20 protein-coding genes and 1 pseudogene are annotated in these 21,324 nt (G+C 55.1%); 7 read left to right on the top strand and 14 right to left on the bottom strand.

Annotation, left to right across the window (positions count from 1 at the left end; genetic code table 11):
* Positions 1–108 precede the first annotated feature (108 nt).
* From LA04_RS06765 to pepA, 3 genes are all read right to left on the bottom strand, one after another.
* Positions 109–2,964 (bottom strand): valine--tRNA ligase, encoded by a 2,856-nt coding sequence (locus tag LA04_RS06765; protein ID WP_047650946.1) that lies wholly within the window; start codon positions 2,962–2,964, stop codon positions 109–111.
* Complete coding sequence (gene holC / locus LA04_RS06760) at positions 2,964–3,407, bottom strand: DNA polymerase III subunit chi (protein ID WP_008502815.1); 444 nt, start codon at positions 3,405–3,407, stop codon at positions 2,964–2,966. Before holC ends, LA04_RS06765 begins: the two co-directional genes overlap by 1 nt.
* Positions 3,408–3,493: 86 nt before the next feature.
* The gene (pepA, locus tag LA04_RS06755; protein ID WP_023309366.1) at positions 3,494–5,005 is read right to left on the bottom strand and encodes a leucyl aminopeptidase; all 1,512 of its coding nucleotides are present in this window, start codon (positions 5,003–5,005) and stop codon (positions 3,494–3,496) included.
* Positions 5,006–5,271: 266 nt separating this feature from the next.
* Here pepA and lptF point away from each other — a divergent pair, with 266 nt between their 5' ends.
* From lptF to mtgA, 5 genes and pseudogenes are all read left to right on the top strand, one after another.
* A complete protein-coding gene (gene lptF / locus LA04_RS06750; protein ID WP_047650945.1) occupies positions 5,272–6,372 on the top strand; it encodes an LPS export ABC transporter permease LptF in 1,101 nt (366 codons plus the stop codon).
* Positions 6,372–7,454: an LPS export ABC transporter permease LptG gene (lptG, locus tag LA04_RS06745; RefSeq protein ID WP_047650943.1), complete on the top strand. Its 1,083-nt coding sequence runs from the start codon at positions 6,372–6,374 to the stop codon at positions 7,452–7,454. Before lptF ends, lptG begins: the two co-directional genes overlap by 1 nt.
* A gap of 135 nt (positions 7,455–7,589) precedes the next feature.
* Positions 7,590–9,924: pseudogene (gene arcB, locus LA04_RS06740) on the top strand (aerobic respiration two-component sensor histidine kinase ArcB).
* A gap of 232 nt (positions 9,925–10,156) precedes the next feature.
* Positions 10,157–10,810: an isoprenoid biosynthesis glyoxalase ElbB gene (gene elbB / locus LA04_RS06735; RefSeq protein WP_047650942.1), complete on the top strand. Its 654-nt coding sequence runs from the start codon at positions 10,157–10,159 to the stop codon at positions 10,808–10,810.
* Positions 10,807–11,532, top strand: coding sequence for a monofunctional biosynthetic peptidoglycan transglycosylase (gene mtgA / locus LA04_RS06730; RefSeq protein WP_047650941.1), 726 nt, complete (start codon positions 10,807–10,809; stop codon positions 11,530–11,532). Before elbB ends, mtgA begins: the two co-directional genes overlap by 4 nt.
* A 39-nt stretch (positions 11,533–11,571) precedes the next feature.
* Here mtgA and npr read toward each other — a convergent pair whose 3' ends face one another.
* The 11 genes from npr to LA04_RS06675 all read right to left on the bottom strand — a co-directional run bounded on the left by npr (position 11,572) and on the right by LA04_RS06675 (position 19,491).
* Positions 11,572–11,844, bottom strand: coding sequence for a PTS phosphocarrier protein NPr (gene npr / locus LA04_RS06725; protein WP_003861872.1), 273 nt, complete (start codon positions 11,842–11,844; stop codon positions 11,572–11,574).
* Positions 11,841–12,695: an RNase adapter RapZ gene (rapZ, locus tag LA04_RS06720; protein WP_014885397.1), complete on the bottom strand. Its 855-nt coding sequence runs from the start codon at positions 12,693–12,695 to the stop codon at positions 11,841–11,843. The genes npr and rapZ overlap by 4 nt, the downstream gene beginning before the upstream one ends.
* A gap of 45 nt (positions 12,696–12,740) precedes the next feature.
* Positions 12,741–13,232: a PTS IIA-like nitrogen regulatory protein PtsN gene (ptsN, locus tag LA04_RS06715; protein WP_047650940.1), complete on the bottom strand. Its 492-nt coding sequence runs from the start codon at positions 13,230–13,232 to the stop codon at positions 12,741–12,743.
* An 82-nt stretch (positions 13,233–13,314) separates the two neighbouring features.
* Positions 13,315–13,602: a ribosome hibernation promoting factor gene (hpf, locus tag LA04_RS06710; RefSeq protein WP_008501444.1), complete on the bottom strand. Its 288-nt coding sequence runs from the start codon at positions 13,600–13,602 to the stop codon at positions 13,315–13,317.
* Between the two features lie 22 nt (positions 13,603–13,624).
* Entirely contained in the window at positions 13,625–15,058 is a 1,434-nt protein-coding gene (gene rpoN, locus LA04_RS06705) for an RNA polymerase factor sigma-54 (protein ID WP_047650939.1), read from the bottom strand.
* A gap of 47 nt (positions 15,059–15,105) precedes the next feature.
* Positions 15,106–15,831 (bottom strand): LPS export ABC transporter ATP-binding protein, encoded by a 726-nt coding sequence (gene lptB / locus LA04_RS06700; RefSeq protein WP_033146751.1) that lies wholly within the window; start codon positions 15,829–15,831, stop codon positions 15,106–15,108.
* Between the two features lie 6 nt (positions 15,832–15,837).
* Entirely contained in the window at positions 15,838–16,392 is a 555-nt protein-coding gene (gene lptA / locus LA04_RS06695; protein WP_033146750.1) for a lipopolysaccharide ABC transporter substrate-binding protein LptA, read from the bottom strand.
* Positions 16,361–16,936, bottom strand: a complete 576-nt coding sequence (gene lptC, locus LA04_RS06690; RefSeq protein ID WP_047650938.1) for an LPS export ABC transporter periplasmic protein LptC — start codon at positions 16,934–16,936, stop codon at positions 16,361–16,363. The genes lptA and lptC overlap by 32 nt, the downstream gene beginning before the upstream one ends.
* Positions 16,933–17,499: a 3-deoxy-manno-octulosonate-8-phosphatase KdsC gene (gene kdsC / locus LA04_RS06685; RefSeq protein WP_023309356.1), complete on the bottom strand. Its 567-nt coding sequence runs from the start codon at positions 17,497–17,499 to the stop codon at positions 16,933–16,935. Before kdsC ends, lptC begins: the two co-directional genes overlap by 4 nt.
* Positions 17,500–17,513: 14 nt before the next feature.
* On the bottom strand, positions 17,514–18,500 hold the full coding sequence (gene kdsD / locus LA04_RS06680) for an arabinose-5-phosphate isomerase KdsD (protein ID WP_047650937.1): 987 nt from the start codon (positions 18,498–18,500) through the stop codon (positions 17,514–17,516).
* 13 nt (positions 18,501–18,513) lie between these two features.
* A complete protein-coding gene (locus LA04_RS06675; RefSeq protein ID WP_047650936.1) occupies positions 18,514–19,491 on the bottom strand; it encodes a calcium/sodium antiporter in 978 nt (325 codons plus the stop codon).
* A 227-nt stretch (positions 19,492–19,718) separates the two neighbouring features.
* Between LA04_RS06675 and mlaF the strand changes: the two genes are divergently transcribed.
* On the top strand, positions 19,719–20,531 hold the full coding sequence (mlaF, locus tag LA04_RS06670; RefSeq protein WP_024906354.1) for a phospholipid ABC transporter ATP-binding protein MlaF: 813 nt from the start codon (positions 19,719–19,721) through the stop codon (positions 20,529–20,531).
* Between the two features lie 7 nt (positions 20,532–20,538).
* Positions 20,539–21,321 (top strand): lipid asymmetry maintenance ABC transporter permease subunit MlaE, encoded by a 783-nt coding sequence (gene mlaE, locus LA04_RS06665; RefSeq protein WP_010436044.1) that lies wholly within the window; start codon positions 20,539–20,541, stop codon positions 21,319–21,321.
* The last annotated feature ends 3 nt before the right edge of the window (positions 21,322–21,324 follow it).

The raw sequence follows: 21,324 nt of genomic DNA, 5'->3' as shown, positions 1-21,324 counted from the left end.
AAAAATTGACACATAACTGCTGTTAATAGCACCGCAGAAAGGGGAGTGCAAGCGAGGAGTTTTCAGGAAGGATACCCCTTACGCCCTGAAGCGTAAGGGGTAAAAGCATTACAGGGCTGCGATAACCGCCTGCTGCTCGATCAGTTTGGTCTTCGCATCGGCGAAGGCAACCAGACGCTCGCGCTCTTTCGCGATGACCGCTTCCGGCGCGCGGGCGACAAAGCCTTCGTTCGCCAGCTTGCTTTCGATTTTGCCAATTTCCACGTCGACTTTCGCCACTTCTTTCGCCAGACGAGCCAGCTCGGCGTCTTTGTCGATCAGGCCCGCCATCGGGATCAGTAGCTCGGCGCCGTCGATGATTTTGGTCACGGAAACCGGACCTTTATCATCCGCAGGCAGCACGGTGATGCTTTCCAGACGCGCCATGGTTTTCAGGAAAGTGTTGTTCTCGGTGACGCGACGAACGGCAGCCTCGCTACAGCCACGCAGCAGTAGCTCCAGCGGTTTGCCAGGGGCAATGTTCATTTCAGCACGGATGTTACGTACCGCAACGATCGCCTGTTTCAGCCACTCGGTATCCGCGGACGCCGCTTCATCAACCTTAGCCGCATCGAATTCCGGGAACGGCTGCAGCATGATGGTATCGGCGTTGATGCCCGCAATCACCTTCACGCGCTGCCAAATGGTTTCTGTGATGAATGGAATGACCGGATGCGCCAGGCGCAGCAGACCTTCCAGAACGGTAATCAGCGTGTTGCGCGTGCCGCGCAGTTCCGCCTCGGTGCCGCCGTTCATCACCGGCTTCGCCAGCTCCAGATACCAGTCGCAGAACTGGTTCCAGGTGAATTCATACAGGATGCCCGCCGCGATATCGAAGCGGTAGCTGTCCAGCGCCTCGCGGAACGCTTTCACCGTCTGGTTGAATTCTGCCAGGATCCAGCGGTCTGCCAGAGACAGCGTCATCTCGCCGCCGTTGAAGCCACAGTCCTGATCTTCGGTGTTCATCAGCACGAAGCGGCTGGCGTTCCACAGCTTGTTACAGAAGTTACGGTAACCTTCCAGACGCTTCATGTCCCAGTTGATGTCACGGCCAGTTGAGGCCAGTGCCGCCAGGGTGAAGCGCAGGGCGTCGGTACCGTGAGACTCGATCCCGTTCGGGAACTGCTTCTCGGTGCGCTTGCGGATTTTCTCAGCCAGCTGCGGCTGCATCATGTTGCCGGTACGTTTTTCCAGCAGATCTTCCAGAGAGATACCGTCAACCATATCCAGCGGGTCAATAACGTTCCCCTTGGACTTGGACATCTTCTGGCCTTCGTCGTCGCGGATCAGACCGGTCATGTAGACGGTATGGAACGGAACCTGTGGCTTGCCGTCTTCGTCTTTGATGAAGTGCATGGTCATCATGATCATGCGGGCAATCCAGAAGAAGATAATATCGAAGCCGGACACCATCACGCTGGTTGGGTGGAACTGACGCAGCGCGTCGGTATTTTCTGGCCAGCCGAGGGTGGAGAAGGTCCACAGCGCGGAGGAGAACCAGGTGTCCAGCACGTCTTCGTCCTGACGCAGCGCAACATCCGCGCTCAGGTTGTTTTCCTGACGCACTTCGTCTTCGCTACGGCCAACGTAAACGTTGCCTTCGTTGTCGTACCACGCCGGAATACGGTGACCCCACCACAGCTGACGGGAGATACACCAGTCCTGAATGTCGCGCATCCAGGAGAAGTACATGTTTTCGTACTGCTTCGGCACGAACTGAATGCTGCCGTTTTCAACCGCTTCCACAGCCGGTTTCGCCAGCACGTCGGCACGCACGTACCACTGGTCGGTCAGCATTGGCTCGATAACCACGCCGCCACGGTCGCCGTAGGGCACGGTCAGATCGTGAGGTTTGATCTCTTCCAACAGTCCGAGTGCGTCAACGGCAGCCACGATGGCTTTACGGGCGGCAAAACGCTCCAGCTTCTGGAACTCAGCCGGGATGTCGCTGGAATAAACGTCGGATTCGTTGCCTTTGGTGTCGTACACTTCTGCGCTTTCGCGGATATCGCCGTCGAAGGTCAGAATATTGATCATCGGCAGGGCGTGACGACGGCCCACTTCATAGTCGTTGAAGTCGTGCGCCGGGGTGATTTTCACGCAGCCGGTGCCTTTTTCCATGTCGGCGTGTTCGTCGCCCACAATCGGAATACGGCGGTTTACCAGCGGCAGCACGACAAATTTGCCGATCAGGTCTTTATAACGCGGATCTTCCGGGTTAACGGCCACGCCGGTATCGCCCAGCAGGGTTTCCGGACGGGTGGTCGCGACCACCAGGTAATCTTTACCGTCGGCGATTTTTGCGCCGTCGGCCAGCGGATAGCGGATGTGCCACATGGAGCCTTTAGACTCGCGGTTTTCCACTTCCAGGTCAGAGATGGCGGTGCGCAGTTTTGGATCCCAGTTTACCAGGCGTTTGCCGCGGTAAATCAGGTCTTCTTTGTACAGGCGGACGAAGACTTCTTTAACGGCGTTGGACAGGCCTTCATCCATGGTGAAGCGCTCACGCTCCCAGTCCACGGAGTTGCCGAGACGGCGCATCTGACGGGTAATGGTGCCGCCGGATTCCGCCTTCCACTGCCAGATTTTGTCGATGAACGCGTCGCGACCGTAGTCGTGGCGGGTTTTTCCTTCTTCAGCGGCAATTTTACGCTCAACCACCATCTGGGTCGCGATACCCGCGTGATCAGTCCCCGCCTGCCATAGGGTGTTTTTACCCTGCATGCGCTGGTAGCGGATCATGGTGTCCATGATGGTCTGCTGGAAAGCATGACCCATATGCAAACTGCCGGTGACGTTCGGCGGCGGGATCATGATGCAGAAGGACTCTTTGCTTTCGTCGCCGTTAGGCTTGAAATAGCCCTGCTGTTCCCAGTGCTCGTAAAGCGGCTGTTCGATATCGCGTGGGTTATATGTCTTTTCCATTATTTCCAGGTTGCCGTATTCAGGTTAAAACCAGCCAGGCGGTACGCTTTATAGCGTTCGCGCGCCAGTTGTTTCAAAGATTCTTCGTAAGGGACAAAGTCTACCACTTCTGTGAAAGCGGTGGCAAAATCTGCAAAATCTATCCGCAGGCTAATCAGAATATCGCGCGCGCTGCTGTTGCGCTTTTGCGGCCAGGCAATTTCAACCGGTGCACCGCCGCGCGGGCCTTCGCCCGACAGATTATGCGGCACAAAACTCTCGGGCGGGCGCGCCCACAGCGCTTCATCCAGGCGAATCGCCTGCTGTTCATCTTCACAGGCAATCAGAACGCGTTTACCTGCGCGCCAACGTTCTGCGGCAATTTCACACACCAGCTGTTCGACGGCGCTCAGGCCATCCTGATGAGTGTCGTTGTCCAGAAGGTAGAACGTTGCATTCTTCATATATGGGGCTTCTTGTGCTCACTTTAAATGCTTAAGCCGGGTGGCGGCTTCGCCTTACCCGGCCTACGGTTTACTGCCGTTTTGACTTACTCGTCGCCGTTAAAACCCGCACGATTGAGCAGGAACTGCGACAGCAGCGCCACTGGACGACCGGTTGCGCCTTTGGCTTTACCGGAGCGCCATGCGGTGCCCGCGATATCCAGGTGCGCCCAGTTGTACTTGCGGGTGAAGCGTGCCAGGAAGCAGCCCGCGGTGATCGCCCCGCCAGGACGCCCGCCAATGTTCGCCATATCCGCAAAGTTAGATTCCAGCTGATCCTGATACTCATCGCCAAGCGGCAGACGCCATGCGCGGTCGCCGGCCTGTTCTGAGGCACCGATAAGTTCATGCGCCAGCGGGTTGTGGTTCGACATCAGGCCGGTGATGTGGTGACCCAGGGCAATCACGCAGGCTCCGGTGAGGGTAGCGACGTCAATCACCGCTTCCGGCTCGAAGCGCTCAACGTAGGTCAGCACGTCACAGAGTACCAGACGGCCTTCGGCGTCGGTGTTCAGCACTTCAACGGTCTGGCCGGACATGGTGGTCAGAACGTCACCCGGACGATAGGCGCGGCCGCCAGGCATGTTTTCGCAGCCCGCCAGAACGCCGATCACGTTGATAGGCAGCTGAAGTTCCGCGACCATGCGCATGACGCCGTAAACCGCCGCCGCACCGCACATGTCGTACTTCATCTCATCCATGCCTTCGGCAGGCTTGATGGAGATACCGCCGGAGTCGAAGGTCAGGCCTTTACCGACCAGCACGATGGGGCGTGCGTCTTCGGACGGGTTGCCTTTGTACTCGATGACGGACATCAGGGATTCGTTCTGCGAGCCGTTACCGACCGCCAGGTAAGAGTGCATTCCCAGCTCTTTCATCTGCTGTTCGCCGATGACGCGGGTAATGACGTTTTTGCTATAGGCGTCGGCCAACTGACGTGCCTGAGAGGCCAGGTACGCCGCGTTACAGATATTAGGCGGCATGTTGCCGAGATCTTTAGCCGCTTTAATGCCGGCGGCGATCGCCAGACCGTGCTGGATCGCGCGTTCGCCGCTGGTCAGTTCGCGGCGGGTTGGCACGTTAAAGACCATTTTACGCAGCGGACGGCGCGGCTCGCTTTTATTGGTCTTCAACTGATCGAAGCTGTAGAGGCTCTCTTTTGCCGTTTCAACCGCCTGACGCACTTTCCAGTAGGTGTTACGTCCTTTGACGTGCAGTTCAGTCAGGAAGCAGACGGCTTCCATTGAGCCGGTATCATTCAGCGTATTGATTGTTTTCTGAATCACCTGCTTATACTGACGTTCATCCAGCTCGCGTTCTTTTCCGCAGCCAATCAGCAGAATACGCTCTGACAGTACGTTCGGAACATGGTGCAGTAACAGCGTCTGCCCAGGTTTGCCTTCCAGTTCGCCACGGCGCAACAGGGCGCTAATATAGCCGTCACTGATTTTATCGAGTTGCTCGGCGATCGGGGAGAGTCGGCGTGGTTCAAAGACGCCCACAACGATGCAGGCACTCCGCTGTTTCTCCGGGCTACCGCTTTTTACACTGAACTCCATGCACTACGCTCCTGAATCTTAAAGACAACGGCGGCTGCTACGGATAGAATTGAAACCTTTCGTAACTCATGTCCGCTGTTGTGGTGACTTCGTGTTAATCTTACGTTACTACGGTTTCGACACGTCAGAAAAAGTCCTGAAGCGTGAATCCGCTGGATGTTTTAATCTTAGCGATGATTTCGACGACTCAAGAGAATAAATGACGTTTAAGCCATGAAACAAGCGAAATTCCTGCAAAGAGACGGGTTTTTACGGGCGTATTTAAAGTGATAATCATAAGATATCTGGTGCGGGAGACGCTCAAAAGCCAACTGGCGATCCTCTTTATCCTGCTGCTGATTTTTTTCTGTCAGAAGCTGGTTAAGATCCTCGGTGCGGCCGTTGACGGCGAAATTCCAACAAATCTGGTGCTTTCCCTGCTTGGTTTAGGGATCCCGGAAATGGCGCAGCTCATCCTGCCGCTAAGTCTTTTCCTTGGCCTGCTCATGACGCTTGGGAAACTCTACACCGAGAGTGAAATCACGGTGATGCATGCCTGTGGCCTGAGCAAAGCGGTACTGGTGAAAGCGGCCATGATACTGGCGCTGTTCACGGGTATTGTTGCGGCGGTGAACGTGATGTGGGCGGGCCCCATGTCTTCCCGCCATCAGGACGAAGTGCTGGCCGAAGCGAAAGCCAACCCCGGCATGGCGGCGTTAGCCCAGGGGCAGTTCCAGCAGGCGACCGACGGCAACTCCGTGCTGTTTATTGAGAGCGTTGACGGCAGTAAATTCAACGATGTTTTCCTGGCGCAGCTGCGTCCAAAAGGTAACGCGCGTCCTTCCGTGGTGGTGGCAGATTCCGGTCAGCTGGCTCAACGCAAAGATGGCTCTCAGGTCGTGACGCTGAACAAAGGCACTCGATTCGAAGGCACCGCGATGCTGCGCGACTTCCGCATTACGGATTTCCAGAACTATCAGGCCATTATCGGCCATCAGACTGTGGCGCTCGATCCAACGGATACCGAGCAAATGGACATGCGTACCCTGTGGAATACCGATACCGACAGAGCGCGCGCTGAGTTCCACTGGCGTATTACGCTTGTATTCACCGTGTTTATGATGGCGCTGATTGTCGTTCCGCTGAGCGTGGTTAACCCGCGCCAGGGACGCGTGCTCTCTATGCTGCCGGCGATGCTGCTTTACCTGATCTATTTCCTGCTGCAAACCTCGATTCGTTCTAACGGCGCGAAGGGTAAGCTGGACCCTATGGTCTGGACATGGTTCGTCAACAGCCTGTACATCTTACTGGCGCTGGGATTAAACCTGTGGGATACGGTGCCTGTGCGCCGCATACGTGCCCGATTCTCGCGTAAAGGAGCCATCTAATGCAGGCGTTTGGCGTTCTTGATCGCTATATCGGTAAAACCATTTTTACCACCATCATGATGACGTTGTTCATGCTGGTGTCGCTCTCCGGCATTATCAAATTTGTCGATCAGCTGAAAAAAGCCGGGCAGGGGAGCTACGACGCGCTGGGCGCGGGGATGTATACCCTGCTCAGCGTGCCGAAAGATGTGCAGATCTTCTTCCCGATGGCGGCCCTGCTGGGTGCCCTGCTGGGGCTGGGAATGCTGGCGCAGCGCAGCGAGCTGGTCGTTATGCAGGCCTCGGGTTTTACCCGTATGCAGGTTGCGCTGTCGGTGATGAAAACCGCAATCCCACTGGTGCTGTTGACCATGGCGATTGGCGAGTGGGTCGCGCCGCAGGGTGAACAGATGGCGCGTAACTACCGTGCTCAGGCCATGTTCGGCGGCTCGCTGCTCTCGACTCAACAAGGTTTATGGGCGAAAGACGGTAAAAACTTCGTCTACATCGAACGGGTCAAGGGGAATGATGAACTGGGCGGGGTGAGCATCTACGCTTTCGATGACCAGCGCCGTCTGCAGTCCGTTCGCCACGCCTCTTCGGCGAAATTTGACGCCGAACATAAGCAGTGGCGTTTGTCCCAGGTTGATGAATCTAACCTGACCGATCCGAAACAGATTACGGGTTCTCAGACGGTAACCGGCACGTGGAAGACCAACCTGACGCCTGACAAGCTCGGTGTTGTTGCCTTGGATCCTGACGCGCTCTCCATCAGCGGTTTGCACAACTATGTGAAATACCTGAAGTCGAGCGGGCAGGATGCGGGACGTTATCAGCTCAACATGTGGAGCAAAATCTTCCAGCCGATGTCCGTGGCTGTAATGATGCTGATGGCGCTGTCGTTTATCTTCGGTCCGTTGCGCAGCGTGCCGATGGGGGTTCGCGTCGTAACCGGCATCAGTTTCGGCTTTGTGTTCTACGTGCTCGATCAGATCTTCGGTCCGCTGACGCTGGTTTATGGCATTCCGCCGATAATTGGAGCGCTGCTGCCAAGCGCAAGTTTCCTCCTGATCAGCCTCTGGCTGCTGTTGAAACGCTCCTGATCGACCTCTCCTCGCTTCCGGTTAACCGGGAGCGAGGCTAATCTCCTGTTTCACCCCGCACTTTTTCTCACAACCTTCAACGCCTCGCCCTGAATTTGAGTATTATTGAGCGATAAAGTCGTGAAGGGATCCTCTATGAAGCAAATTCGAATGCTTGCCCAGTATTACGTCGACCTGATGATGAAGCTTGGGCTGGTGCGTTTCTCCATGCTGCTTGCGCTGGCGCTGGTCGTTCTGGCCATTGTCGTGCAAATGGCCGTCACCATGGTTCTGCATGGTCAGGTCGAGAGTATCGACGTCATCCGCTCCATCTTCTTTGGCTTGCTCATTACGCCCTGGGCGGTCTATTTCCTTTCCGTAGTGGTTGAACAGCTGGAAGAGTCCCGTCAGCGTCTGTCAAAACTGGTCGATAAACTGGAAGAGATGCGCGAGCGCGACCTGAAGCTCAACGTCCAGCTTAAAGACAACATTGCGCAGCTGAATCAGGAGATCTCCGATCGTGAGAAGGCGGAAGCCGAGCGTCAGGCCACGCTGGAGCAGCTGAAAATCGAAATGAAAGAGCGTGAAGTCACGCAGATCCAGCTTGAGCAGCAATCCTCTTTCCTGCGGTCATTCCTCGATGCTTCGCCGGATCTGGTGTTTTACCGTAATGAAGATAAAGAGTTTTCCGGCTGTAACCGGGCGATGGAGTTGCTCACCGGGAAAAGCGAGAAGCAGCTGATTAACCTGAAGCCGCAGGACGTTTACTCTGAAGAGGCGGCGGCCAAGGTTATGGAGACAGACGAAAAAGTATTCCGCCATAACGTCTCGCTGACCTATGAACAGTGGCTGGATTATCCGGACGGACGCAAAGCCTGCTTTGAGATCCGTAAGGTGCCCTACTATGACCGCGTGGGGAAACGCCACGGCCTGATGGGCTTTGGCCGCGATATCACCGAGCGTAAGCGCTACCAGGATGCCCTGGAGCGCGCCAGCCGTGATAAGACTACCTTTATCTCCACCATCAGCCACGAGTTGCGTACGCCGCTTAATGGCATTGTCGGGCTGAGCCGTATTCTGCTGGATACCGACCTGACCGCAGAGCAGGAAAAATACCTTAAGACTATCCATGTCTCAGCGGTCACGCTGGGTAATATCTTCAACGATATTATTGATATGGATAAGATGGAGCGCCGTAAAGTTCAGCTTGATAATCAGCCTGTTGATTTCACCAGCTTCCTTGCCGATCTGGAGAACCTCTCCGGCCTGCAGGCGCAGCAGAAGGGACTGAGTTTTGTTATGGATCCTACCCTGCCGCTGCCGCATAAAGTGGTGACTGACGGCACGCGTCTGCGTCAGATCCTGTGGAACCTTATCAGCAACGCGGTGAAGTTTACCCAGAAGGGTCAGGTGGCGGTGCGCGTGCGCTATGACGAAGGCGACATGCTGCACTTCGAGGTGGAGGACTCCGGGATGGGCATTCCGCAGGAGGAGCAGGACAAAATTTTCGCGATGTACTATCAGGTTAAGGACAGCAACGGCGGGAAACCGGCGACCGGAACGGGCATTGGCCTGGCCGTGTCTAAACGGCTGGCGAAGAGTATGGGCGGTGATATCACCGTTGCCAGCCAGCCTGGCAGCGGATCAACCTTCACGCTGACGGTTCATGCCCCTGCGGTGGCGGAAGAGGTTGAGGATACCTTTGCAGACGACGATATGCCGCTGCCCGCGCTGCACGTCCTGCTGGTGGAAGATATCGAGCTGAACGTGATTGTGGCGCGCTCTGTGCTGGAAAAACTGGGCAACAGCGTGGATGTCGCGATGACCGGTAAGGCCGCGCTGGAGATGTTTAAACCGGGCGAATACGATCTTGTCCTGCTGGATATTCAGCTGCCGGATATGACCGGGCTGGATATTTCGCGTGAGCTGACGCGTCAGTACGCGGCCGACGAACTGCCGCCGCTGGTGGCGCTGACGGCGAACGTGCTGAAAGATAAAAAAGAGTATCTCGATGCCGGTATGGACGATGTACTCAGCAAGCCGCTGGCGGTGCCTGCTCTGACCGCCATGATTAAGAAGTTCTGGGATACCCATGATGAAGAGGAGAGCACCATGACGTCTTTAGATAGCGCAAAAGCCCAAACGATACTCGATACCGCGATGCTGGAGCAGTACATCGATCTGGTGGGGCCGAAACTGATTACCGACGGTCTGGCAGTGTTCGAAAAAATGATGCCAGGCTACCTGAGCGTGCTGGAATCAAACCTGACGGCCCGGGACCAGAAGGGCATCGTCGAAGAAGGTCATAAAATCAAAGGTGCCGCCGGCTCGGTTGGCTTACGCCATCTGCAGCAACTGGGTCAACAGATTCAGTCGCCTGATTTACCTGCATGGGAAGATAACGTGGGTGATTGGGTTGAAGAGATGAAACAAGAGTGGCAAAAACGATGTTGCGGTACTTAAAGCCTGGGTCGACGCCAGAAAAAAATGACCCCGGATTAACCGGGGTGCGCGAATACTGCGCCAACACCAGGGAAATCGTGGCTGCGCCTGTTTTTTAAAGTTATTTTCGAAATGGCGCTGCCTGAAAAATTTAGGCCGCACGCAGATAAGATAGCAAATCTTAAATGGTTTGTTACATGAATCAGTGAAATGTGTGAAGCATAGCGTTTTAATCAAAATTATTAATGTGCTTCAGCAAGTTGCAGAAAAGGATTGTCATGATGAAAAAGATTGGTGTCGTGCTGAGCGGATGCGGTGTTTATGATGGTTCTGAAATACATGAAGCCGTAATCACGCTGCTGGCCCTGGCTAAGCAGGGAGCAGAGGTTATTTGTTTTGCGCCAGATAAAAATCATGCGGATGTGATTAATCATCTGACCGGCGAGCCGATGGCGGAAACCCGTAATGTACTGATTGAAGCCGCACGTATTGCGCGAGGTGATATCCATCCTCTTATTCAGGCAGACCCTACAGAGCTTGATGCGCTCATTGTGCCGGGTGGCTTTGGGGCGGCCAAAAATCTCAGTACCTTTGCTGCGCAGGGAGCGGAGTGTCAGATCGATCCTCATCTTAAAGCGCTGTCGCAGGCCATGCATGCGGCTGGAAAACCGCAGGGCTTTATCTGCATCGCGCCGGCAATGCTGCCCAGGATTTTTGATTTCCCGCTGCGCCTGACTATCGGGACGGATATTGATACCGCAGAGATCGTGGAGGAAATGGGGGGCGAACACGTTCCGTGCCCGGTTGATGACATTGTGGTTGATGAAGATAACAAAATTGTCACCACGCCGGCGTATATGCTGGCGAATAATATCGCTGAGGCTGCCTCAGGTATTGAAAAGCTGGTGGCCCGCGTGCTGGTGCTGACTGAATGAGGCGTAAATTTGCCGCAGGCGCAGGGGTGAAACGTTTTCTCTTGCGCATCGTACTTGTGCTGGCGGTATTCTGGGGCGGCGGGCTGGCTTTATTCAGCATTATGCCGGTACCGTTCTCTGCCGTTATGGTTGAGCGCCAGCTTAGCGCGTGGTTCAGCGGCGATTTCAGCTATGTTGCCCACTCTGACTGGGTGAGCATGGACGAGATCTCCCCGTTCATGGGGCTGGCGGTCATCGCGGCGGAGGATCAGAAATTCCCTGAGCACTGGGGGTTCGACATGGCGGCCATTGAAAAGGCGCTAGCCCATAACGAACGCCATGAAAACCGCGTGCGCGGGGCATCAACCTTGTCGCAGCAGACGGCCAAAAATCTGTTTCTGTGGGATGGTCGAAGCTGGGTGCGAAAAGGGCTGGAAGCGGGGCTGACCCTGGGGATGGAAACGGTCTGGAGCAAAAAACGCATTCTGACCGTCTATCTCAACGTCGCTGAGTTTGGCGACGGCATATTTGGCGTGGAAGCTGCCGCACAGCGGTATTTCAATAAGCCAGCCAGCCGTCTGAGCATGTCAGAAGCAGCGCTATTGGCCGCTGTGTTACCGAACCCTATCCGCCTTAAGGCCAGTGCCCCATCAGGGTACGTGCGAAGCCGTCAGGCGTGGATTATGCGCCAGATGAATCAGCTGGGCGGAGAGGGGTTTATGCAGCGTAATAATCTTATGTAGAGCGGGTAAGCGCAGCGCTACCCGCGTGAATAGCAGACCTTAATCTTCGTCGAACCCTGCGTTAAACAGGGCAATCACCGCCGCCAGCGCTTCCTCTTCCTGAGGCCCGGTGGCTTCTACTTCAATCTGGCGCCCTTTGGCGGAATCGAGCATGAGCAGCGCGATCACGCTGTTCGCTTCCGCTTCGGTGCCTTCGTCATTCCGCAGCAGTACCTCTGCATCGAAACCCTGCATCAGCTCAAAAAGCTTCATCGCCGGGCGCGCATGCATACCCAGCTTATTGGTGATCTCAACGGTTTGTTTTACGGTCATGTTTTACGTTTTTCCAGCGTGCGATGACGGGACTGAACGTTCTTCCCGCGCGAGCGGAAATAGTCGGCCAGCTGTTCGGCGATATAAACCGAACGATGTTTACCGCCGGTACAGCCAATCGCCACCGTCAGGTAGCTACGATTGTTTGTCTCCAGCATAGGTAACCATAGCTCAAGGTAGCTTCGCGTCTGGTAGATAAAATTGTGTACTTCTGTGTGCCGGTCGAGGAACGCCGCCACCGGCTTATCCAGACCGGTCATTGGACGCAGTTTTGGATCCCAGTGCGGGTTCGGCAGGAAGCGCACGTCGAAAACGTAATCCGCATCAATCGGAATACCGTGCTTAAAGCCGAAGGATTCGAACACCATCGTCAGTTCGCGCTCGCGTTTACCCAACAGCCGGGTACGCAGCATTTCCGCCAGCTCGTGAACGGACATCTCAGAGGTGTCGACAATCAGGTCGGCACGAGAGCGCAGCGGCTCCAGCAGGTCGCTCTCTTCATCAATAGCGCTCTCCAGAGAGAGGTTCTTGCTGGAAAGCGGGTGCAAACGACGGGTATCGCTATAGCGGCGGATCAGCGTATTGCGGTCTGCATCGAGGAACAGCAGCTGAGGCGAGAACGCATCAGGCAGGTTGCTCATGGCCTGTTCGAATATCTCTGGCGATTCAGGCATGTTACGAACGTCGATACTGACGGCGGCAGAGGTTTGTCTCTCCGCCAGCGTGCGGGCCAGGTCGGGTAACAACACGACCGGCAGATTATCGACGCAGTAAAAACCCATGTCTTCCAGGGCGCGCAGAGCAACGGATTTCCCCGACCCTGAACGGCCACTGACAATCATCAGCACCATGTTCCGTTTCTCCTCAGGACAACAGATGTGAAGGCCATCTCCTGGTTATGCATCATCCTGATTGCCTTCTGCTTCAGTGATAATTTGATAGAGCTCTTCATCACTTTGAGCCGAGCGCAGTCGACGGCAAATAGTTTTATCGGCCAGACGCTTGGCGACCAGCGACAGCGTATGCAGATGGGTTTTCGTCTGATCGGCAGGCACCAGCAGCGCGAAGAGGAGATCGACGGGCTGGTTATCAATGGCATCGAAGGCGATGGGCGTTTCAAGCTGCACAAACACACCAACGGCACGCAGGGTATCCTCTTCCAGTTTGCCATGCGGGATCGCGATGCCGTTGCCGATACCGGTACTGCCCATTTTTTCACGGGTCAGAATCGCTTCGAACACCACCTGCGGCGGCAGGCCCAGCTGTTTGGCAGCCAGTTCACTGATGATCTCCAGCGCACGTTTTTTGCTCTGGCAGTGAACCGCACAGCGGGTACATTCCTGGTTAAGGACATTGCTCAGTTGAAGAGCGGAATCGTTGTTCATCATAATTTCACCTAAGCGCTAACTGTACAAATGGCCTGTTGTGTTTCACAACAGGCCTTCCTGCACCCGTTAACTGCCCGGACAATTAGTGTTGTTTCAGTTTATCTTTATGTTTATTGAGCTGTCGTGCAAGCTTATCAATCAAGCCGTCGATAGCAGCGTACATGTCTTGCCCTTCCGCACTGGCATGCAGTTCACCCCCGTTAACATGCAGGGTGGCATCCGAGATATGAGTCACTTTCTCCACTTTCAACACAATATAGACCTGATTGATCCTTTCGAAATACTGCTCGAGTTTTGCAAACTTCGCGTTAACGAAGTCGCGTAAAGCCTCAGTAATTTCGACGTTTTGTCCAGTGATGTTGAGCTGCATAGTGTCTTCCTTATCGGTTGTGTCAGACCAGCTGTTTACGCTGGTTGGACGGCGGAATGGATAAAGACTCTCGATACTTCGCAACAGTACGACGTGCCACCATAATACCCTGATCGGACAGCATGGTGGTTAACTTACTGTCGCTTAGTGGCTTCGCGGGGTTCTCCGCGGCGATCAACTTCTTCACCAGGGCACGAATGGCCGTTGACGACGCTTCGCCGCCGCCCTCGGTATTCACATGGCTGGAGAAGAAATACTTAAGCTCAAATATACCGCGTGGACTGTGCAGATACTTCTGCGTGGTGACACGGGAAATGGTTGATTCATGCATCTCGACGGCCTGGGCGATATCCGCCAGTACCATCGGTTTCATATACTCTTCGCCCTGCTCAAAGAACGCCTGCTGCTGTTCGACAATACAGCGGCTGACGCGCAGCAGCGTATCATTTCGGCTCTCCAGACTTTTAATCAGCCATCGCGCTTCCTGAAGATTGCTGCGAATATATTGATTGTCGGAGTCGTTACGCGCGCTGGTGCACATGGAGGCATACTGCTGGTTGATTTGCAGGCGAGGGATGCTGTCTGAATTCAGTTCAACGACCCAGCGGTCATTGTGTTTTCTGACCAGCACGTCCGGGATGACGTACTCGGGTTCGCTGGTCTGGATCGACTGTCCCGGGCGCGGATCGAGCGACTGGATCAGATTCACCGCTTCTTTCAGCACCTCTTCCTTCAGGCGCGTGACGCGCATCAGGCTGCGGAAATCGTGGTTGGCCAACAGATCCAGATGATCGCTGATGATTAAGCGCGCCTCGTCGAGCCATGGCGTCTCTTTGCTGAACTGAGAAAGCTGGATCAGCAGGCAGTCGCGCAGATCTTTTGCGGCTACGCCTACCGGATCGAAACGCTGGATGCGCTTCAGAACGGCTTCAACTTCCTCAAGCTCAATCTCGTCGTCGCCCATGCTTTCCAGGATATCGTCCAGCGTGACGGTCAAATAGCCGGTGTCGTCAACGGCATCGACAATTGAGGTGGCAATCGCGCGGTCGGTATCGGAGAAGGGGGTAAGTTCCACCTGCCACATCAGGTAATCCTGCAGCGACTGGGTGGTCTCTCCCTGATAGACCGGTAGCTCATCATCCTGGTAGTCTGCACGCGTACCGGAAGGGGTTCCGGCGGTGTAGATTTCATCCCAGCTGGCATCCAGCGGTAGCTCGTCGGGCATCTCTTTTTGTTCGAGTGCATCCGCGGTGTCGAGCGCTTCTGTATCCTGTGACTGCTGAGCATCTACCTCGTCATGAAGATCGGTTTGTTCCAGCAGGGGGTTGCTGTCCAGCGCCTGCTGGAGCTCCTGCTGAAGTTCTAACGTGGACAGTTGCAACAGGCGAATTGCCTGCTGTAGCTGCGGCGTCATTGCCAGTTGTTGGCTGAGCCTTAATTGCAAACCTTGCTTCATGTTCAGAGCGTTTTTCTCCGGTTCGGCGTTACGTTACCTCTACCCTATCAGAGTCTGAAGTCTTCCCCAAGATAGACGCGCTTAACATGATCGTCTTCGAGGATCTGCTGCGGCGTACCGTGGGCGATCAGATTGCCCTGGCTCACAATATACGCGCGTTCACACACGGCCAGCGTTTCACGGACGTTGTGGTCGGTGATCAGTACGCCAAGCCCGCTGTCACGCAGGTGTTCAATGATGCGTTTAATGTCGATAACCGAGATCGGGTCAACGCCGGCAAACGGTTCATCCAAAAGGATAAATTTCGGGTTTGCGGCCAGCGCACGCGCAATCTCAACGCGACGGCGTTCACCCCCGGAGAGTGCCTGACCGAGGCTGTCGCGAAGATGCTCAATGTGGAACTCTTCCATCAACTCGTTGGCACGATCCTGGCGCTGTTCGCTGGTCAGATCGTTACGAATTTCCAGGACCGCCATCAGGTTATCGTAAACGCTAAGACGACGGAAAATGGAGGCTTCCTGCGGCAGGTAGCCGATCCCGCGACGCGCGCGCGCGTGCAGAGGCAGAAGGCTGATGTCTTCATCGTCAATGATAATGTTGCCGGCATCGCGCGGCACAATGCCAACGACCATGTAGAAAGTGGTGGTTTTACCCGCACCGTTAGGGCCAAGCAGCCCCACGATTTCGCCGGAGTTGACGGTCAGACTGACATCTTCTACGACACGGCGGCCCTTGTAGGCCTTCGCGAGATTTTTTGCAGTTAATGTTGCCATAACGAATTAGTTGCTCTTCTTCTGTGCCGGGGCCTGGCCTTTGCCTTTGTCCTGCAGCTGCGACGGAACCAGGACGGTCGTGACGCGTTTGCCTTTCTCGCTGGAGGCCTGCATTTTTTGCTCTTTCACCAGATAGGTGATCTGGTCGCCGGTAATGTTGCTGTCCAGCTGTTCCAGATACGCGTTTCCGGTCAGGATGACCAGGTCCTTCGCCAGCTCATAGTGCATATGCGAGGCGCGGCCTTTCACCGGCTTGCCGTTGTCCTGCATCTGGTAGAAGGTGGCCGGGTTGCCGTAACCATCAATGATCTCTTTGCCCTGCTCGCCACCCGGACGGGTCACGACCACTTTGTCGGCGTTAATTTTGATGGTGCCCTGAGTCATGACGACGTTACCCGTGAAGGTGACGACGTTGCCCTGCATATCGAGTGACTGGGTATCAGACTCGATATGGATCGGTTGGTCGGTATCGCCCGTTACAGCAAGCGCGGGGAGACTGGTCGCCAGCATCGCGCTGGCGATAATTACTTTAAGGCTGAGTTTGTTTGTTTTGAATTTCATAGGAGGTTCTAACCTTTTCAATCAGCTCGGCGTTCTTGCTGCGTAAGTTCCCGCGCATTCTCAAACCGCTGGAATTAAATGTTGTGCCATACAGTGTGACCAGATCCTGCGAGGTCACGTCCTGGGTTACCAGGTTAATCTGGGCATTATCCGTCGTAATTTTTCGCAGTTGCGAGTCAGCGGTCAGGGCGTTGACTTCAACGTGGCCATACAGATAAAGCATACGGTCATTTGTCAGTTTTGCCCTATCTGACTTAATTGACCACGTCGGCACTTTGTCCTTATCAAATGTGGTCATGACAGGTTGGGTAAACCACGAAATACCGTCATCTGAAAAATATTCAACATGCTGGGCAATCAGACGATAGTTCAGCGCGCCTTCCGGGCTATAGACCACGGTGTCGCTGTGATCGCTTTTATAGGTTGGATCGTTATTGTTGACCACTTCCGTTTGCGTATCGTCGCGATCGGCAAGGTTCACGCCAATCAATATCAGTGCGACAAGCGAAAGCAAAATGATAATCCAGCGTCTGGTTTTACTCATATCGATTGCCCTTTGGCCTCATCAAGCTTGCCCTGCGCCAGCAAAAGCAGATCGCAGACTTCACGTACGGCACCACGGCCCCCGTTGATGTGGGTAACGTAGTCTGCGCGCGGGATCAGCAGCGGATGCGCATCGGCAACGGCGATGCTCAGCCCGACTTCAGCCATCACAGGCCAGTCAATCAGATCGTCCCCGACGTAGGCTACGTTTTCCGGTGCGATAGCCAGTTTACCCAGTAAATCCTTAAACGCCGCCATCTTATCGGATTGACCCTGATACAGATGGGTAATTCCTAAGGTTTCACAGCGGTCTTCTACCAGTTTAGCTTTTCGTCCGGTGATGATAGCCACCTCAATACCCGAGGTGAGCGCGCAGCGGATACCGTAGCCGTCGCGAACGTTAAAAGCTTTCAGCTCTTCACCATTATTGCCCATGTAAATCAGGCCATCGGAAAGTACGCCATCCACGTCCAGGATGAGCAGACGAATGTTTTCCGCCTTTGCCATCATCTGGGTACTGACCGGTCCATAACAGGTTGCAAGGGATGCACCCGCATTACTCATTGTCTTATCCTTCATTACACTACGCCTGCGCGCAGCAGATCATGCATATGTACCACACCCAGCATCTGGTCGCCATCGGCAACCATCACTGAGGTAATGTGACGGGACTGCATCAGGTTCAGCACATCCACCGCCAGCGTACCCGGACGGACGCGTATACCGCCCGGCGTCATCACATCGGCGATGCCGAGCGTGCGGACGTCTACACCCATGTCGAACACGCGACGCAGGTCGCCATCGGTGAAGATCCCCTGAATTTTCATCAGATCGTCGCACACGACCGTCATACCCAGATTCTTACGGGTGATTTCCAGCAGCGCATCACGCAGGGAGGCTTCTTTACTGACGTGAGGGATCTCGTCCCCGGTGTGCATAATATCGTTTACCCGAAGCAGAAGCTTGCGCCCCAGCGCACCGCCCGGGTGGGAAAGCGCGAAATCCTCCGGCGTAAAACCGCGGGCTTCGAGCAGCGCGACGGCAAGCGCATCACCCATGACCAGCGCGGCGGTGGTGCTGGACGTCGGCGCCAGGCCAAGCGGACAGGCCTCCTTGGGCACTTTCACGCACAGGTGAATATCGGCTGCCCGCGCCATGCTGCTTTCCGGACGGCTGGTCATGCAAATAAGCGGCACCTGCAGTCGCTTCAATACCGGGATCAGCGCCAAAATTTCATTGGATTCCCCGGAGTTGGACAGCGCGATGACGATATCCTGCGGCGTGACCATACCCAGATCACCGTGCGCGGCTTCCCCCGGATGTACAAAGAAGGACGAGGTGCCGGTACTGGCAAACGTTGCCGCCATTTTGCGTCCAATGTGGCCGGACTTGCCCATCCCCATCACCACGACTTTGCCGGCACAGTAGAACATCTTCTCACATGCCAGACTAAAATCCTGATTAATGTACTGATCTAACTGCGCCAGACCTTCACGTTCAATCTCCAGAACCTCTTTGCCTGCCTTCTGAAAGTCAAAACCCGGCTGCAATTCTATTTGCGACATAATGCGTTTCCGTTTACCCAGAGATAAGAGGCGAGAGCCAGTACAGCATCGCCATCCATACGATAAATCCACCCGTCAGCAGCGCGCCTGCGCCTTTGCCGATCTGTCGTTGCCGCCGCCAGCAGAGCAGGGCAAATATCACGCTGACCAATAACATCACGCCGTAGTCACGTGAGAACGCCAGGGGATTAAAGGGCCCTGGCGTAATCAGGGCCGGTAGGCCCATCACAATGGCGATATTAAATATGTTGGAACCGATGATATTACCAATGGCAATGTCATCCTCACCTTTCCGTGCCCCCGCAATGGCCGTGGCCAGCTCCGGCAGGCTGGTGCCGATGGCAATCACCGTCAGGCCAATGGTCAGTTCACTGATGGCGAAATAGTTCGCCAGCACCGTCGCGTTATCCACAACCATGCGCGTTGCCATCGGCATGATGATCAGCGCAACGCCAAGCCAGAGCAGGGCAACAGGCAGCGTGCCTTCTCGCGGCAGTTCGGCGACCTGCTCCCGCGTGAGGCTATCCTGACCCTGCTTCTCAGCCTGACGGGCGATTTTAACACTATACAGCAGCCAGATGATGGCCAGCGCCAGCAGGAAAATGCCGTCGCTGTAGCTCAGTACACCATCATAAAATACGCAGCCTGCCAGCAGGCTTACGATTAACATTAGCGGCAATTCACGGCGCAGAACATCAGAATGCACGCGAAATGGATGGAGCAATGCGGCCAGGCCTAAAATCAAGAGTATATTGACGATATTAGAGCCAATCGCGGTGCCTACTGCCAGGTCTAACTGACCATGCAGCGATGCTGTTACAGAGACGATGATTTCAGGAAGTGACGTTCCAACACTGACAACGGTCATCCCGATGACGACAGGCGGTACGCCGGTCAGGCGACACAGGATAGATGCAGCAAACACTAAACGGTCAGCACTGTAGACCACCAAAAGTAAACCAATTATTAACAGTGCTGTTGCTAAAAGCATCAAAAGTCCTTTCTTCAGGTATACTCGTCGGTCCATCGCACGGGAATGGCTGGACTGCATACAGTCTGAGGCGTAACGAATTCCTAATTTTGACTTTATGCGCCGGAAAAGTAAAACAAATGCCAGCTTTCGCTAACCTCAACGGCTATTATTCTGTAAAAATGCGGAGTTGAGGGCTGATTCAGGCGGCATGCCTTAACGTGAGCAGGGTAATAAAGGAACCATAAATGAGCCAAACGATGGCGAATTTAGTCGATGTTCGCGGCGTGAGTTTTTCCCGCGCCAACAGATTGATATTTGATGATATTTCGTTGACCGTACCGCGTGGCAAAATCACTGCCATCATGGGGCCGTCCGGGATCGGTAAAACGACCCTGCTGCGCCTCATTGGTGGGCAGATCCCACCTGATAGCGGTGAAATCCTCTTTGATGGCGAAAACATCCCGGAGATGTCACGCTCGCGTCTGTATACTGTCCGCAAACGCATGAGCATGCTCTTTCAGTCGGGAGCCTTGTTCACCGACATGAATGTCTTTGATAACGTGGCCTATCCGCTGCGCGAGCATACCAGCCTGCCGCCTGAACTGCTGAAAAGCACGGTGATGATGAAGCTCGAAGCCGTCGGTTTGCGAGGCGCCGCAAAGCTGATGCCCTCGGAGCTGTCCGGCGGGATGGCGCGTCGTGCCGCGCTGGCGCGAGCCATTGCATTAGAACCTGATTTAATCATGTTCGACGAACCGTTTGTTGGACAGGATCCCATCACGATGGGCGTGCTGGTGAAGCTCATCTCTGAACTGAACAGCGCGCTTGGCGTCACCTGCATTGTGGTATCTCACGATGTACCGGAAGTATTGAGCATTGCCGATTACGCCTATATCGTGGCGGACAAAAAGATCGTCGCACACGGTAGCGCTCAGGCGCTGCAGGAAAATTGCGATCCGCGCGTGCGGCAGTTCCTTGACGGTATTGCCGATGGCCCTGTGCCGTTCCGCTACCCCGCGGGCGACTATCGTGACGATTTACTGGGAATAGGGAGTTAAGCCACTCATGCTGTTAAATGCGTTGGCCGCTCTCGGACACCGTGGCATAAAAACCATCAGGACGTTCGGGCGTGCCGGATTGATGTTATTCAACGCGCTGGTCGGCAAGCCGGAATTCCGTAAGCACGCACCTCTGCTGGTGCGGCAGCTTTATAATGTCGGCGTGCTGTCGATGCTCATCATCATTGTCTCCGGTCTGTTTATCGGTATGGTGCTTGGGCTGCAGGGCTATCTGGTTCTGACAACCTACAGTGCGGAAACCAGCCTCGGGATGCTGGTGGCGCTCTCGCTGCTGCGCGAGCTGGGGCCTGTTGTGGCGGCGCTGTTGTTCGCCGGGCGCGCGGGGTCGGCATTAACGGCTGAAATTGGCCTGATGCGTGCGACCGAGCAGCTCTCCAGCATGGAGATGATGGCGGTCGACCCGCTGCGTCGCGTGATCTCGCCGCGTTTCTGGGCTGGGGTGATCTCTTTACCGTTACTGACTATTCTGTTTGTCGCCGTGGGTATCTGGGGCGGTTCGCTGGTTGGCGTGCACTGGAAAGGCATTGATGCCGGTTTCTTCTGGTCCGCGATGCAGGACGCAATCGACCTGCGAATGGATCTGGTTAACTGTCTGATTAAAAGCGTGGTATTTGCCATTACGGTCACCTGGATTGCATTGTTCAATGGTTACGATGCCATCCCGACGTCGGCGGGCATTAGCCGTGCAACTACACGTACCGTCGTACATTCGTCGCTGGCCGTACTGGGTCTGGATTTTGTGCTCACCGCACTGATGTTTGGGAATTGAGTT

It is taken from the genome of Enterobacter sp. UCD-UG_FMILLET, from assembly GCF_000762975.1.
In the GTDB taxonomy this organism is placed as follows: domain Bacteria; phylum Pseudomonadota; class Gammaproteobacteria; order Enterobacterales; family Enterobacteriaceae; genus Enterobacter; species Enterobacter dykesii.
The sequence above is the reverse complement of the archived record's forward strand: the minus strand, read 5'-3'. Positions and strand labels throughout refer to the sequence as shown.